Annotated in this window: 12 protein-coding genes; 7 read left to right on the forward strand and 5 right to left on the reverse strand. The window is 45.9% G+C overall.

Features of this window, described 5'->3' with window-relative positions:
- Nucleotides 1–46: 46 nt before the first annotated feature.
- The 3 genes from F0231_RS09035 to F0231_RS09045 all read right to left on the reverse strand — a co-directional run bounded on the left by F0231_RS09035 (nucleotide 47) and on the right by F0231_RS09045 (nucleotide 3,481).
- Complete coding sequence (locus F0231_RS09035) at nucleotides 47–763, reverse strand: 3'-5' exonuclease (RefSeq protein WP_171759399.1); 717 nt, start codon at nucleotides 761–763, stop codon at nucleotides 47–49.
- Nucleotides 763–2,625 (reverse strand): putative nucleotidyltransferase substrate binding domain-containing protein, encoded by a 1,863-nt coding sequence (locus F0231_RS09040; RefSeq protein WP_171759400.1) that lies wholly within the window; start codon nucleotides 2,623–2,625, stop codon nucleotides 763–765. Before F0231_RS09040 ends, F0231_RS09035 begins: the two co-directional genes overlap by 1 nt.
- Nucleotides 2,626–2,764: 139 nt before the next feature.
- Nucleotides 2,765–3,481 carry a FadR/GntR family transcriptional regulator gene (locus F0231_RS09045; protein ID WP_171382034.1) on the reverse strand — a complete coding sequence of 239 codons (717 nt, stop codon included), beginning with the start codon at nucleotides 3,479–3,481 and terminating at the stop codon, nucleotides 2,765–2,767.
- 316 nt (nucleotides 3,482–3,797) lie between these two features.
- Between F0231_RS09045 and F0231_RS09050 the strand changes: the two genes are divergently transcribed.
- From F0231_RS09050 to F0231_RS09060, 3 genes are all read left to right on the forward strand, one after another.
- Nucleotides 3,798–4,514 carry a FadR/GntR family transcriptional regulator gene (locus F0231_RS09050; RefSeq protein ID WP_171759401.1) on the forward strand — a complete coding sequence of 239 codons (717 nt, stop codon included), beginning with the start codon at nucleotides 3,798–3,800 and terminating at the stop codon, nucleotides 4,512–4,514.
- An 81-nt stretch (nucleotides 4,515–4,595) separates the two neighbouring features.
- Nucleotides 4,596–5,954 (forward strand): MATE family efflux transporter, encoded by a 1,359-nt coding sequence (locus F0231_RS09055; RefSeq protein WP_171759402.1) that lies wholly within the window; start codon nucleotides 4,596–4,598, stop codon nucleotides 5,952–5,954.
- A gap of 187 nt (nucleotides 5,955–6,141) precedes the next feature.
- Nucleotides 6,142–7,170 carry a metal-dependent hydrolase gene (locus F0231_RS09060; RefSeq protein ID WP_171759403.1) on the forward strand — a complete coding sequence of 343 codons (1,029 nt, stop codon included), beginning with the start codon at nucleotides 6,142–6,144 and terminating at the stop codon, nucleotides 7,168–7,170.
- 79 nt (nucleotides 7,171–7,249) lie between these two features.
- On the opposite strand, the gene F0231_RS09065 is transcribed toward F0231_RS09060, so the two are convergent.
- On the reverse strand, nucleotides 7,250–9,400 hold the full coding sequence (locus F0231_RS09065) for a heparinase II/III family protein (RefSeq protein WP_171759404.1): 2,151 nt from the start codon (nucleotides 9,398–9,400) through the stop codon (nucleotides 7,250–7,252).
- 2 nt (nucleotides 9,401–9,402) lie between these two features.
- On the reverse strand, nucleotides 9,403–11,568 hold the full coding sequence (locus tag F0231_RS09070; protein WP_171759405.1) for a heparinase II/III family protein: 2,166 nt from the start codon (nucleotides 11,566–11,568) through the stop codon (nucleotides 9,403–9,405).
- A 332-nt stretch (nucleotides 11,569–11,900) separates the two neighbouring features.
- Here F0231_RS09070 and F0231_RS09075 point away from each other — a divergent pair, with 332 nt between their 5' ends.
- From F0231_RS09075 to F0231_RS09090, 4 genes are all read left to right on the forward strand, one after another.
- The gene (locus F0231_RS09075) at nucleotides 11,901–12,236 is read left to right on the forward strand and encodes a cupin domain-containing protein (protein WP_005450851.1); all 336 of its coding nucleotides are present in this window, start codon (nucleotides 11,901–11,903) and stop codon (nucleotides 12,234–12,236) included.
- Between the two features lie 34 nt (nucleotides 12,237–12,270).
- Nucleotides 12,271–13,203, forward strand: a complete 933-nt coding sequence (locus F0231_RS09080; protein ID WP_171759406.1) for a sugar kinase — start codon at nucleotides 12,271–12,273, stop codon at nucleotides 13,201–13,203.
- Between the two features lie 48 nt (nucleotides 13,204–13,251).
- A complete protein-coding gene (locus tag F0231_RS09085) occupies nucleotides 13,252–13,875 on the forward strand; it encodes a bifunctional 4-hydroxy-2-oxoglutarate aldolase/2-dehydro-3-deoxy-phosphogluconate aldolase (protein ID WP_171382028.1) in 624 nt (207 codons plus the stop codon).
- Nucleotides 13,876–14,203: 328 nt separating this feature from the next.
- Complete coding sequence (locus F0231_RS09090) at nucleotides 14,204–15,955, forward strand: transporter (RefSeq protein WP_171759407.1); 1,752 nt, start codon at nucleotides 14,204–14,206, stop codon at nucleotides 15,953–15,955.
- Nucleotides 15,956–16,109: the final 154 nt, after the last annotated feature.

The raw sequence follows: 16,109 nt of genomic DNA on the forward strand, positions 1-16,109 counted from the left end.
AACTGTCTAGTGAAAAGCCAGCGATATGCTGGCTTTTTTAGTCTCTCTAGTGGCTTAATCGATAGAGTAAACCTATGGTAACGGGTTTACTTGAGGCGAGTCGCGCTTCTTGTGCGAGTAGTAATTCTGCGGTCGCGACAGCATCCATTAAGGCATTATGCTCAATGTATTCGGGCAGTCGGTAGCGCTCTCTGGTTACGCCAAGTGATACATCAAGATCTTGATGGTTATTGATAGCCCGCGCCAATTTCTTCTCGATACAAAGCGTATCTAACCACATTAAAGGCACGGCATTTAGCTGAAAACGATACGAGAGATAACGCTGAATGAAACTGTTTTCTACCGAACAAGAGTGGGCGACCAACACTTTGCCTTGTGCAACTTCGAAAAGCGCATTCATAGCGTCGTGGATTGAGATGCCATCTTCCAGCATCTGAGGCGTGATATGGTTTATTACGGCAGTTTCTGGTTTGATCTGCGATTCGTTACTGAGGTAGAAATGCTGTGCCGTACTTAAATCAATCACACCATTTGATACTTCAACCCAGCCCATCGACAAGATGAGATCAGATTCGGCATCCAGCCCGGTGGTTTCAAGGTCGATCACTAAGTAGTCCAAGCCTTTAGCGTTAGCATCTACGGGTACTGAATCTAAGTTAAACACGCTATTTAGCTCCGCAGGCAAAGGAACTTGGCCTCTGTAGTGCGCGCGCTTACGATTAAACCTTGAAAGTGGGTGAAAAAAGTCTGTGAGTATTTTCATTAACGACTCCCAAACCTCACTTTCGCCGCTTCTTGAAGGTCGGCAATGATCCTAAACGCATCCTTCAAGTGTTTGCGTTCAAAGCTACCAAAGCTATCGGGGTTGATGTGATTATCAGGTGTATGGCCACTCTTTAATGCTTCGAGCTGGTGGCTAAATCGAAACGACAGAATGAACTCGTACGCACCAAGAATGTTTTTAAACGCATCTTCGCTCAGGACACCTTTCTCATACGCGGCTTTAAAGCGTTCATCGGTGGCAGAAACATCGGTTTCTACTGCTAAACCGTAGATTCGAGCAAGATCGATAATTAAGTTGATCGCATACTTTTTAACGTTGAGTGTCTTTTTATTTTCACCTGATTTTTCGAGTACGAGCTTGTTGAAGATGCCAAGCGGCGGATTTGTTGTCACTGCATCGTTTACAAGCATACTCAAGAATTCACGGTTGCTACGGATGTTCTCATGCAGGGCTTCTCTGAGTTGTTTTTCATAATCGCTGACACCAAACACGGTGCGAATCTCTAAGAACACACTGATATTGAGTAGGCGTTCATACTCAGGATTTGCCACCCACTTCTTGTAGTAATGCTTCCAGACACTCAGTGTTTGACACCATTTCGGCGTCGCTGCCATGAATTTGCCAGGGCAAAGTGGATAATCACAGCTAGCTAGGCCATTAGTGACCATCATCGCAAGGTGTTTAAAGTAGATACGGTCGTTTTCGGTCGCGTTATCGGCAAGTACGATTGCACTGTCTTGATCAGACAACATGTGTACTTCATTTCGCGCGTGTGAGCCTGCGACGATCCAAGAAAAGTCGCAAGGCGGGGGACCGAGTTTGTCGATGGCGATTTGGATAAGCCGTTTTGTGTAGGCATCCATAATCATTGTCATAACTTTGCCAATGACTTCAGGCGCGACATTGCCTTCAACCAGAGCCTCAAATATGGCTTGGCGTTCAGGTGTGAAACTCGATAGGGACTTCACGCTACCGGCATATTTTATCTTTTCAATCAGGAAAATAGCTTGAACGCGGTGGTTCTGAACAAGGTGAGTGGTGGTCAAAAGCCCAACCACCTTATTATCTTGCACCACAGGCAAGTTTCGGATGTTGGATTGCATCATGATGGATGCGGCGTGAAGCACCAAGTCGTCAGGCTTTACGGTTTGCGGTGAATGAGTCATCACGTCACGAATTGGGCCATCGGTTGAAGCGCCTACGGCAATCACCCGTTTGGTCATATCTCGGTCAGTGATTAAGCCGACAATCTGATTATCTTCATAGATTACGGCGCAAGGGGATCGCTGCACTAGCATGGTATGTGCGACTTCCCGTATCGACAAATCTGAGGTGACCACAGCGACTCGACCGCTAGCCACTTCATCAACTCGTTTAATGAATAAGCCTTTCTCTTTATTAGACCAAACAACGTCTAATGCTGACTTAAGCCGTACTTGTGCTTGTGACGCAAAGTGTTCAGCGCATGCAGGAAAATCTTTGAATAAAGTTTGTAGGGCAGAGTGAGGAATGATGTAAAGCAGCGTACTTTCAATTGCGATCGCCTGATACCCTTGCTCATCATTGATCTGCTTATCTAGAAAGGTAAAACCAAACAGATCTTCAGGGCCAAGCCTAGCTCGAAGCACACCATCGCTTTTTCTTTGTTCCATCGACCCAGTCCGAATGACATAGAGGGACTTCTCTTCAGGGTTATCACATGGATTGACCGTATCGCCCTTGGCTAGATAAGTGATATGAATATTCGACGCTAACTGCCTTAAGTTAGACTCAGGCACTTTATCGAACGGATCGATTTGTCGAATGAACTGGATAATATTAGGCAGTAACGGATCACTCATAGCTAACCATTGATAGAAATATAATTGTATTATTATATCTCTTATGGCATTGAGTGCATCAAAATTTGGTTAAACCTTGAGTGTTCGATACAAAAAAGCACGCTAGAGAGCGTGCTTTAGGGTTTGAAGTACCTTCCAACTAGACCGTTGCGAGGCGGTGATTCGAGTCTAGTAGGTGGTTTGCTGAAGCTTGACGGGCTTTATCACTATTGCCTGCCATGATTGCATCGTAGATTTGACGGTGTTCATTGATGCACGTGCTGCCTTCTTCTGACGAGTGCGCGATGAAATTCACAAACATGGTCGTCAGGATATTACCGAAAGGTAGGTAGAAGTCATTGCCTGTCGCATTGAAAATCAGACTATGGAATTTCGTGTCCACTTCCATCCATTTTGCATGGTCAAATTCAGGGGCTTCTGCCACTTCGACCATTCTTTGGAAAGTTTCTGATAGCTCAATACGTTGCTCCGCAGTGGCATGCTTTGCGGCTAGAGCACAGGCTTCTGGCTCAATAGCACGACGTAGGCCTAAAAATTGACCGCAGAACTGGTCAGTATCGGCTAGTCCATCCATCCATTCAATCAATTGTGGATCAAGGAAGTTCCAGTAAGCGCGATCGATAACACGAGTGCCAACTTTAGGACGAGACTCAAGCAAGCCTTTTGAGGTTAACAGTTTAACCGCTTCACGTAGTGCGGTACGACTAACACCAAATTGCTCACACAGGTCCATTTCACCAGGAAGGATAGAGCCTTGAGCCAACTTGCCAGATAAGATACCACGTGCAATTTCACGTGCTACTTGAACGTGCAGGCTGCGTTTTGAGCCTGAGATAGAGCTAAATGATCCAGTCATAATCTAACTTATAATTGATATGTATTATTTAAGTGTAATTCTAGCACTTGGACTATGGTGCACCAAGCACTCTTTTCCTAAAGGCATCTTTGATTCACAAACTTAACGTTTGGTCGGAATAAATCGCTCTGTCATTACAGGGTATACAAGGTGTTCATCCGAGTAGTATCAAGTGAATCTCATTTCTATATAAGCCCGTTAAAGCCGAATCTAATAGATCTCTCATTACCCGAATAGTGGATTATGAGATCTGGTCGATTGTTATTTAAATATGATATTGTATGATTTATTAAGCGTCTTTTTATAGGAGCCAGTTATGGCCACGTTTTCGTTGGTAGAAAACTCCAGTCGCAAGATTCACGTTCAGATAGCAAGGCAATTAGCGCGTAAGATATTGTCTAGAGAGATAGCAGAACTAGAAAAGCTACCCAGTGAACTTGAATTGTGTGAAGCATTTGGAGTCAGCCGAACCGCACTTAGAGAATCGACTAAGTTGTTGTCGGCAAAGGGGCTTATTGAATCTAAGCCTAAAGTCGGTACGACAGTGAGATCCCGTCAACACTGGCACTTTCTTGATCCTCAATTGCTAGAGTGGATACAAGATCTCGAAGATACCGCACCATTTTTGGGGCAGTTTCTTGGGTTGCGTAAAGCGATAGAGCCTGAAGCATGTGCGTTGGCGGCAACACACGCATCTGCGAGTCAACGAAAGTCACTCTCTGTGATTTTTCAGTCGATGAGCATCGCCGCGAAAAGCTACGATTATCAAGCATGGACAGAGAACGATCATCTGTTCCATCAAACCATTTTTCTTTGTACTGGTAATCAATTTTATATTCCGTTCAGCAATATTTTATCGACCATTTTTAAACAGTTCATTGATGAGTCTGCCGAGGGTGGTCGTTTTTGCTTAGAAGAGCACCAACGCATTTACAATGCCATCATGGCTGGTGACCCAAGTGAAGCGAGGATTGCTTCTCAAATATTACTTGATGACGAGAATCAAAAGTTGGCTCTAGTGGCGAACGGTTAAGCGTTTGTTCTGCTGTCACACACACAAATAGGGAGGCTTTGTTATCGGAGCCTTCTTTTAAAACACCCAAATAAGTTCACTATGTCCTCTACGCCGTATGTAAAAAAGAACCTTTCGCTTGCTTGGCCGTTGGCGCTGAATGCACTTTTGATGCAATCAATGCTGATGATCGACACGTTCTTAGTTTCTCCATTAGGTGAAATCTCCCTTGCTGCAATGGGGATCGCCTCTACGATAGTCGCCTTTGTTTTGGGTGTGCAAATGGCCTTAGCCAATGGTTCTCAATTGGTATTAAGCCGCGCCTTTGGTTCGTCCAACAGCGACAGTTTAAACCGAGGTTTTTGGGCGGGACTATCCATTAACTTGGCGATTGCGCTGCTGTTCTGGCTTGCGCTCTCTATAGGCGGCTCTGCATTAATCGGATTGTTGACGGATGATACTTCATTAATCGGTGAAACGGAGCGTTACCTTGCCGTTGCTAAATACATCATCTTATTCAATGCAACAACTCAAGTAATGATCGCACTGTTCAATGCTCTAGGCCGAACTAAGGTGCCGTTTAAAGGCTACTTGCTCGAACTCCCTGTTAATGTTGTCGCATCGTATGTGTTGATTCATGGAGCGATAGGTTACTCAGGCATGGGTGTAGAGGGCGCAGCGGCGGGCAGTTTGGTTGCAATTAGCGTTCGATTCATCTTCTTGTCACTGTGCATTAAGATGACGTCATCACTGATGTTAGATATCCGACGTTTAGACGCATCATTGAAAACAAACGTCAAAAATCACTTCAAAGAGATCTTTCCTGTTGCCGCGAATGTCACCATGCTTCAAGCGGGTGCGACCATCTACATGTTGATATTCTCTCAGCTCACGCTTTACGCCTATGTCGCAATGACGATTGTGATGCCGTGGATAAAAATGGGCACGCAATTTATTACGGCGTGGGCGCATTCATCGGCCATTACGATTAGCCAAGCGATTGGTTCACGTCAATTAGACGACCTGAGAAAAAATGTCGATGTCAGTATTGATATGGCGGTGGTTATCTCGATGGTATCGGCGCTGTTTTTCTTCGTATTAAGCTGGTTTTTACCTGACCTTTATCCAGATCTAGAAACCGATACCTATCAAGCATTGGCTGTGATTGCGCCGCTTTATATCTTTCTTCCGATCGTCAGAGGCTATAACACAGTGCATGGGCATGTGCTGCGAGCACTCGGTAAAACAACGGCGGTCTTTAAAATTAACTTCACTGGTCAATGGGTGGTGTCACTGCCACTGTGTGCGTTAGTTGTTATCGGGCTTGATGTTTCTATATTCTGGGCGTTTGCGATCCTGCCGTTTGAAGAGATGGTCAAAGCACTGCCGTTTAGACATTTAGCCAGAAAGTCACTCAATGAGTTTGACCTCACTAAAGCCGATAAGCTGATGTATGACTAACCAATGAAGCCCTCACTGTGAGGGCTTCATTGTTTCTAGGGTTTGCTTAGGACTCTCTGTTTCTCCCATTGATCCTCCATTACGTAAAAGTTCGTAAATAGCTGAGTAGAAAAGGCTGTTGCGTTTGACACTATTCGCTCAGCCGATTAGTTTTCAATGTTAGTTATTTATGAATGAAACGAAATAGATGGACTCAATTACTCAAGCTGCCTTAGGAGCCACAGTCGCAGGGGCAATCGCAGGCAAGAAGTGCAATGCTAAAGTGCTTTTAGTGGGCGCGGCCTTAGGCACATTGCCGGACTTGGATGTCATACTGGATTATGGCGATGCGGTGCAAAATACGATCAAACATCGTGGCTTTACTCACTCTTTACTTGTGTTGCCTCCTTTCGCTTTGTTGATCTCTTGGCTCTATTGCCGCTTACGACCAGATTCATTTTGGACGCTTACGCGGGTGTTTTTCCTCACTGTCAGTGTATTCGTAACTCATACTCTGTTGGATGCAATGACCACGTACGGTACTCAGTTGATCTGGCCATTTGAGGGCTATTTTGAATTGAGAAACGTGTTCATCATCGACCCTCTCTATACGTTGCCTTTGTTGTTTGCGATAGGTGTTGCGCTGTTCTCAAAAGGCAGCGGCGGGCGTTGGTGTCAAGCTGTGGTGCTGATTTCAACGCTCTATTTAGGGTGGGGGTATGCCTCTCAACAGATGATTGCTTCCAGAGTTGAACAGAACTTGAGTGCACAAAATCTACCAAACCAACAAGTTTTGATCACGCCAACGCCTTTTAATACGGTGCTATGGCGCGTTGTCGTTATGGATGAGGGTCAGTATTGGGAAGGTTTAGCCTCTGTGCTAGACGGCAGCGATAACATTGATTTTGTCTCATACCCACTGGGCAGTTGGCCGTTAAAAGAGAAACCAACCACGCTGAAAGGATTGCAGGCTTTTTCTCATGATTATCTCAATTACCGCATTGAAGATGACGCATTGATCGTGAGTGACCTTCGTTTGGGGATGGCTAACAACCTGTCGTTTGAATTTATCTTTGCTGAAAAGAGTGAAAGTGGCGAGTGGGAACTACTGGACTCCACACAGCGCTATCCGAGTGAACGTAGCTTTGAGTTAATGGGGCAGCTCTGGGAAAGGTTAAAGGGCGATCAAAGTATTGATGCGAACCTACAACCCATTAAAAAGAACGTAAGTTCATAAGTTTACGTAGAAATAAGAAAAGCCGAGCATGATGCTCGGCTTTGACTTATTTCCCGATTTTTCACATTAAACGCAGCGATTAAATCTGTGCGAATGCGCCTTCCCAAGTGTAAGACACACCGTCGAACTCAACACTGTGCGCTGCGTTCTGCTTGTCTTCGTCTAGGTTGCAGATAGCGAAATGGTAAGTGTTGCCTGTTGTTGTTTGCAGGCGAATGACTGTACCGACTTCGTTGTTACCAACGACAGTGACTGACTCAACTAAGCCACGAGCGCCAACAGATGCTTCGATAGACTCGTTGAAGTAGCCGTGTGTCTCTAGCACGGAAGCAAACACGTGGTTTTGACCTGATTGACGTAGGATCAGTGCTGGCTCGCTCTTCAAGTTGAAGTCTGGATCATTGGCGCCAGTGCGAGCGAAGAAGACTTCACCACCATTTGTTGCACTCGTAACAAGCGAGTAGTAGCTGTTGTCGTGCAACCAACTTACCAGTGAGCTGCCTTGAACTTGGCCTGAACCTACATTCCATAGGTGTTGGTATCCGTTGTTTTCACCAAGAGGGCGTAGCGTGCTTTCCACTTTGTAGTCGAAGTCAGTACGGATGATTTGACCAGAGTAGTGCACTGGCAAGTCATATTGGTGCTCTTGGTCTGCTTCAATGCGGTACACATCGATCACAAGCGGTTTTTCGAACTCTGGCAATTCGGCAAGAATGATGCTGCGCTGCATGTCTACGCCGTCATAGTAGCCAGAAATACGACCACTCATGCCTTGCAGTTTTTCATCGTCTGCTTTGAAGAAGTGCTTAGAGCCGTATCTTGATTCCGCTAGAGCCGTGTCGAAGTTGTTTTGTGTCTTTTGGTCTACGGTTACTGTGTTATGCGCGACAGTCTGTTTACAGTAAGACTTGTTCTCTGGGATGTAACGACCGCCAAATTTAGGCTCAACGTTTACCCAGCGACCAAAGCCGTAATCGTGCAGAACTTCATGGCCGCGGTTAAACACACTCAGGTGTAGACCGTCGTAGTGACCGTGGTCTAGCGCCGAGTGGTACTGGTGATCAGACCCGTGTTGACCAAACCAGATAAGCGCCATTGTATCGTCATCTTGCTCGTCGCGGTGACGAAGAATGCTTACGCCGCCTTTTTCACCTTCTGGGCCATCAGTTACAAATAGGCTGCCCCAGTTGAAGGGTTTAATGTCGTCTGCTTCTGCAACCGCGTCAGACAATGTTTTACCTGAGATATGAACCCAAACGTCTTGCTGGTGGTCTGCCATGCCAAGAAGCGTCTCAGTTTGCTCGTAACGGTGGTAACAAACAGACGTCGCCATGATTACGCCTTCATCATTGATCGAAATCGTCTTTGATGAATCATTCAGTGCTGGCAAAGTGCCATCTGGGAACGCGGTCTTAAATACTGCGTAAGACGTTGTCTTGATTACCGAGTCGTTGAACTCGTAAATACCAAGCTCAGGCTGACGACGTTCAATTGCTTCTGCGAACAGGTAGATTGGACGCAGTGAGAAACGGTGGTAGTAAGGACCTTCCATGTAGTAGCCATCTGGCGAGAATAGTTGGTCTAGCTGAGCTAGGAAGCCGCCGCTGACTTTATCCAACTTCAAGCCGTAAAGCGCTTTGTCTACTGCGTCTTGATCATTAATTGCGTAGCCACAGATACCAACTGCTGCTACTGCCCACAAACCGTGGTTGTGAACGATGTCAAAGTCATGGCCGTAAGTCACAACGAACAGCTCAATCATCTGCTTGAATAGATCGTTTTCAATCAGTGTCTTTTGTTCTTCTTCCAACGTGTGGTAAACGCAGCTGTACGCACAAGACGCGTAAAGCATCCACATGTTCTCATTCAGAGTTTGGTGGAAAATCTTACCTGGCGGGTTCGAGTCACGGCTAGTGTTGCTTTCAAGCGTAGGGTAAACCTTCGCGTAAGCCGTTAGCATCTCCACGATGTAGTCACGGTATTTCTGTTCGCCCGTGATAAGGAATAGGCGACCCGCTAAATCAATGTGAATGTAGTTCTGCTTATGACGGTTGTGTTCGTAACCGCCGCCTTCACCGTGGCCTGGTACTTCAATACCCACCTCAGCCATGTAGCTGTCAGTTTGTTTAATATCACGTGCAAGTGCGTGACCTAATAGGCTATCCGTGCCAAGTGACTTTTTAAGCTCTGCTGCTTCGTCAAAGTTCAGTAATAGTGGTTGATAGCTCATTCTTATTTCTCCTGCTCGAATTCAGTCACTTCTAGTGAGTAGAAGCCATTCCAGCTGTATGTTTTACCGTTAAGTTCTACTTGATGTGGGGTTTGGTCGTTAGCACCGAGTACATTGCTGATCATGACAGTCACCAGCGATTTCTCGGTTGTGATTTCTACGATGCTACCGACAGCGTTGTAGCCCACGACGCGGATATCTTTTACCTGACCACGAGCATTGACAGATTGCTCAAACTCTTCGTTGAAGTAACCGTGAGTCTCTAGCACAGAAGCAAACAGGGTAGATTCCCCTTTGCTGCGCAGAATGAATGCTGGTTCGCTACGTAGGTTAAAGCTTGGGTCATTGGCGCCAGTGCGAGTGAAGATTACCTCATTGTCGCCATTTTGCTTGGCGCAGCTGCTTGTGCCTAACCAAGTGTAGTAGGTGTTGTTTTGTAGCCAGCTAACCAGTGCAGTATCTTTTGCATGGCCGCTCGCGACTTTCCAAAGGTGTTGGTAACCGAAGTCTTCACCAAGGGTGCTCAGTTCACCAAAGCTTTGGTAATCGAAGTTGGTACGTACGATTTGACCATCGTACTGATGAGAGTAGTCGTACTGATGCTCGCCTTCACCTTCGATGCGGTAAAGGTCTAGTAATAGCGGTGCTTCAAGCTCATCTAGGTTAAGCATGAATACGCTGCGCTGCATGTCGGTGTTCGGGTAATGATCGTTGGCGAATGCGCTCATACCATTGATCTCTTTACCTTCTACTTTGAAGAAGTGAGGTAGCCCATGTACGGAGTCTGCGCGATCGACATCGAAACCATTCTGGCATTGCTCATCAATTGTTACCGCGTTGTGTGCGATAGTTTGACGTGCGTACGATTTGTTTTCATCAAGGTAACGACCGCCAAATTTAGGCTCTACGTTTACCCAACGACAGAAGCCGTATTCACGCAGCACTTCTTGACCACGATTGAAGAAGGTAATGCCAAGCGTATCGAAGTTACCATGCCCCATGCCATGTTGACCGTAGTTCATCACAAGCTGCGAGACGTCACCGGTTTTATCTTGCATTCGGATAAAGCCTTGTGCGCCATTATTACCTTGTGGACCTTCGTTGAGTTCCACACTTGGCCAGAAAGGCATACCAATTTCACGGTCAGCAATGGCTTCATCATAAGCTTGAGAAAGCTCTAAACCACAAGGGTGCATCCAAACCGCGTTTTGAATCTTCGCCATGCCTAGGATGTTGTCATCAAGGCCGTAGTGCTTGCTGTACACGCTTACGGCAACTTGAACGCCCATATCGGTAATGCTCATTGTGCGAGAAGCATCATTGAGGGCAGGGAACTCACCATTCGGGTAAGCCGTTGCCAACATCGCTTGTACCGTGTTGCCAATTACTTTGTCTTTGTAGTTGTAGATGTCTACTTCAGGCATGTGACGGTGTACTACTTCAGCAAATACGCAAGTTGGACGAATCGCATAACGGTGGTAGTACGGTCCTTCCATGTAGTAGCCAGACGGTGCGAACAGTTGCGAGATTTGCGCTAAGAAGCCGCCGGTATCGTCGCGGTCTTGACCGTAAACTGACATCTCTAGATATTCAGGTTTGCCAATCGCAAGGCCACAAATACCAACAGCCGCCACAGCCCAGATACCGTGGTTGTGGATACGGTCGAAATCGTGCGCGTATTTTACTGTGAACATGTCTAGCATTGGTTCGAAAATACGCTCAACGGCCGCTGTGCGCTCTTCTTCTGTCATCACTGATGCCACGCAAGAGTACGCAAGGCTAGTAAACATTAACCAACAGTGTTCATTAAGGATCTGGTGGAAAAGACGACCTGTCGGGTTAGTGTTTTTTTGTACGTGGAAATCAAAAGTAAGGTATTTTTCTGCGTAAATAGCGAGAAGATCTTTAACGAACTGTGCGTATTTTTCTTCTTGGGTGATCAAGAATAAACGGCCCGCTAAGTTCATGTAAGTGTAGTTCTGTTTGTGGCGGTTGTGTTCATAACCACCCGCTTCGCCGTGACCAGGTACGTCTAATGGTAGACGCATAAATGCTTCCAGTTCCTTGCAATTCGCTTCAATGGTTTTTCCCATCAAGCTCGGCTTTCCTACTTCCTTTCTCAAAAGCGCGATTTCAGATTCAGTCAATAAAATCGGTTGTGTCGTCATTTCAATGCCACCCTCTAGATGAAGTGTGTTGTTATCTTAAACTTTCTATAAAGTAATACAATATGAGGTTTGTTGGTAGTCTTTGTCGGCAAAAGAGAGAGTAAGGTCACGTGGTTTAATTTAAGTTATTGAATTTAAATGAGGTAGGTGGCTGGCTAGTAATGTCAACGTATTGTCATGGCTCTATTTATACGAGCCTATCTTTGACAAAAGTCACACAATTCTAGATATATTGTATGACAATTAAATTTTATAGGTTATGCTCCTTATCAATTTGATGGCGAACTGAATGTATCTGGCTCGCTTTAATAGAAATCTTTAGGAGTATGACGATGAATTCTTTCTTTGTATTAGATGAGAACCCATGGGAAGAGCTAGGCGGCGGTATCAAGCGTAAGATTGTTGCTTACACTGATGATCTTATGGCGGTTCACCTTTGCTTCGACAAAGGCGCGATTGGTGCTCCACACACACATGAAATCCACGACCAAATCGGTTACGTTGTTCGCGGTAGCTTCGAAGCTGAAATCGAAGGTGAGAAGAAAGTACTAAAAGAGGGCGATGCTTACTTCGCTCGCAAACACATGATGCACGGTGCCGTTGCTCTAGAACAAGACAGCATTCTTTTAGATATCTTCAACCCAGCTCGTGAAGACTTCTTGAAGTAACGTATAGCGCAACCTCAGTTGCTAAGGTGACAATATGAAATCATTAAATATCGCGATCATTGGCGAGTGTATGGTTGAGCTACAGAAGAAGGAAGGTCAGCTTCAACAATCATTTGGTGGTGACACGCTAAATACCGCACTTTACTTATCACGCCTAACTAAATCACATGACATCAAGACGAGTTATGTTACGGCGCTAGGCTCGGATCCTTTCAGCCAAGAGATGCTAACAAGCTGGCAGGAAGAGGGGATTGATACGGATCTCGTGATGACGGTGTCGGGTCGTCAACCGGGTATCTACGCTATCGAAACCGACGACACGGGTGAGCGTAGTTTCTACTACTGGCGTAATGAATCGGCGGCTAAGTTCATGTTTGAACAGCCACAATCTCAAGCCGTGCTGGACAAGCTGTACCAATACGATGCCGTTTATTTGAGCGGCATTACTCTGGCGATTTTGACCCCTGCTGGCCGCGAAAAATTGTTTGAGTTTCTTCACCAGTACAAAGCGCAAGGTGGTAAGGTATTCTTTGATAATAATTACCGCCCACAGTTATGGGCAGACAAGCAGCAAGCTGTAGAGTGTTATCTTAAAATGCTGGCATTAACAGATACGGCGCTGCTTACGTTTGAAGATGACCAAGAACTCTATGGCGACGTTGATGTCGAACAGTGTATCGAGAGAACAGCCAGTGCTGGTGTGCAGGAGATCATCATTAAGCGTGGCGCAAAAGATTGCCTAGTTGTGGTTGGTGAGAGCGCAAACTTTGTCGCTCCTGACCCTGTTGACAAGGTGATTGACACCACTGCTGCAGGTGACTCATTCAGCGCGGGTTTCTTAGCCAAGCGCATTACAGGCGGCAGCGCGCAAGACGCAGCGTACACCGGCCATTGTGTTGCAGGCACCGTTATTCAACACAAAGGGGCAATCATCCCACGTGATGCAATGCCTGACTTATTAATCTAATTCTAAACGGTCTTCAACAGAGGGCCTTATTAAAGCGAGTAAGTATTCATGACTACATTAAATGAACAGCTAGCAAACCTGAAAGTCGTTCCTGTTATTGCGATCAACAAAGTGGAAGATGCGGTGCCGCTTGGCCGTACTTTGGTTGAAAACGGTATGCCTTGTGCTGAAATTACATTCCGTACTGAGTGTGCAGCGGAAGCGATTGCAGCGATGCGTGCTGAGTTCCCAGAAATGCTGATTGGCGCGGGTACGGTTTTAACTAACGAGCAAGTTGATCAAGCAATCGAAGCGGGTGTGGATTTTATCGTGAGCCCAGGCTTTAACCCTCGTACGGTTCAATACTGTTTAGATAAAGGTGTTGCGATTGTACCTGGCGTGAACAACCCAAGCCTTGTTGAACAAGCGATGGAAATGGGTCTACGCACATTGAAGTTCTTCCCTGCAGAGCCATCAGGTGGCGTGGGTATGCTTAAAGCGCTGACGGCGGTTTACCCAGTGAAATTTATGCCGACAGGTGGTGTAAGCCTAGGCAATGTTGATGACTATCTGTCGATTCCGTCAGTATTGGCGTGTGGCGGTACTTGGATGGTTCCAACCAAGCTGATTGATGAAGGTAAATGGGATGAGCTAGGTACTTTGGTTCGTGATGCGGTTGCACACGTAGCGTAAGTGCCATACTTCCCCGATTAGAGTAGCGAATAATTTGAAGCGAGCCGCGTGGCTCGCTTTTTTTATCATTGGACAAAGCCAAAACCTCGAAACTATTCCATACTTTTATAAGTCCTCAACTCCATATTTGTATTACAATTATTTATCGAAACACTAAGGTTTATCGGGTGTTTAGCCAATAAATAGCCGTTTTTAAGGTTTTTGGGGCGATTTTAGAGATCAAAATAGTTATGTTTTAGATCACAATAAAAGCATATTGTAGTACAAATAAAATCTAACTGGAGTAATCTAGGAGTCAGTTAATGATGATACTTAAAAGGCTGAAAAAATGACTATTGATACTCTTGTTGTTCTTGCCTACTTCTTCTTTTTAATCGCAATTGGTTGGATGTTCCGAAAGTTCACTACATCGACCAGTGATTACTTCCGAGGGGGCGGTAAGATGTTGTGGTGGATGGTAGGTGCTACCGCCTTCATGACGCAATTTTCAGCATGGACGTTTACAGGTGCCGCAGGACGCGCGTTCAACGACGGTTTCGTTGTTGTAATCCTATTCTTAGCCAACGCATTTGGCTACTTTATGAACTACCTCTACTTCGCTCCGAAGTTCCGTCAACTGCGTGTTGTGACGGCAATTGAAGCGATTCGCCAACGTTTTGGTAAAACGTCAGAGCAGTTCTTCACTTGGGCTGGTATGCCAGACAGTTTGATCTCTGCGGGTATTTGGCTAAACGGTTTGGCTATCTTTGTTGCAGCGGTATTCAACATCCCAATGGAAGCGACCATCGTAGTAACGGGCTTAGTTCTAATGCTGATGGCGGTTACAGGCGGTTCTTGGGCGGTTGTTGCGTCTGACTTTATGCAGATGCTAGTCATCATGGCAGTAACTATTACCTGTGCGGTCGCGGCTTACTTCCACGGTGGTGGTATCGGCAACATCGTGTCGAACTTCCACGGCGACTTTATGCTGGGTAACAACCTGAACTACGTCAGTATCTTTATCCTTTGGGTCGTGTTCATCTTTGTTAAGCAGTTCGGTGTAATGAACAACAGCATCAACGCTTACCGCTACCTATGTGCAAAAGACAGTGAAAACGCGCGTAAAGCGGCAGGCCTAGCGTGCGTGCTAATGATTGTTGGTCCTATTATTTGGTTCCTTCCACCTTGGTACGTAGCGGCGTTTATGCCTGACTTCGCAGAGCAATATGGCTCAGTGGGTGGTGATGCAGCTTACCTCGCGTTCGTACAAAACGTTATGCCAGCAGGTATGGTTGGTCTACTGATGTCAGCGATGTTTGCGGCGACTATGTCTTCGATGGACTCAGGTCTAAACCGTAACGCAGGTATCTTCGTGATGAACTTCTACAGCCCGATTGTACGCCCTCAAGCGTCACAAAAAGAGCTGGTTATCATCAGTAAGCTAACCACTATCATGATGGGTCTTATCATCATCGGTATCGGTCTATTTATTAACTCTCTGCGCCACCTAAGTCTGTTCGACATCGTACTGAACGTGGGCGCACTGATTGGCTTCCCAATGCTGATTCCAGTACTGCTAGGTATGTGGATTCGTAAAACACCAGACTGGGCAGGTTGGGCAACATTGATTGTGGGTGGTTTTGTTTCTTACATCTTCGGTATCTCACTACAAGCGGAAGACGTAGAACGCTTCTTCGGTCTTGAGCAAGCGCTGAGTGGCCGTGAGTGGGCTGACCTTAAAGTTGGCTTGAGCTTAGCAGCACACGTTGTCTTTACTGGTGGCTTCTTCTTACTGACAACTCGCTTCTACAAAGGCCTAACGCCAGAGCGTGAGAAAGAAGTAGACCAGCTTTTCAAGAACTGGAACACACCAATCGTGGCAGACAGCGAAGAACAGCAGAACCTAGATACAAAACAGCGTGGCATGCTTGGCAAACTTATCAGCGTAGCGGGCTTTGGTATCTTGGCAATGGCTCTGATTCCAAACGAGCCAACAGGGCGACTACTGTTCCTACTGTGTGGTTCTATGGTTCTAACGGTTGGGGTATTGCTAGTGAATGCGGCAAACAACCCAAAGCAACAACTGGCTAGTCAGGAGTAACCTGCGCTCGTCATTCAACTCTAAAGCCAGTCACGGAGACTGACTGGCTTTCCATCTAATGTTTTGATTATGGATTTGGCTAAGATACCACTATATGTATGACTTAATAGCCAAGCCAAAAAGAAAGTTTCAAAAACATTTTTAATAAGAGATG

Origin of the sequence: Vibrio sp. RE86, from assembly GCF_013114545.1 — a bacterium.
Taxonomy (GTDB): domain Bacteria; phylum Pseudomonadota; class Gammaproteobacteria; order Enterobacterales; family Vibrionaceae; genus Vibrio.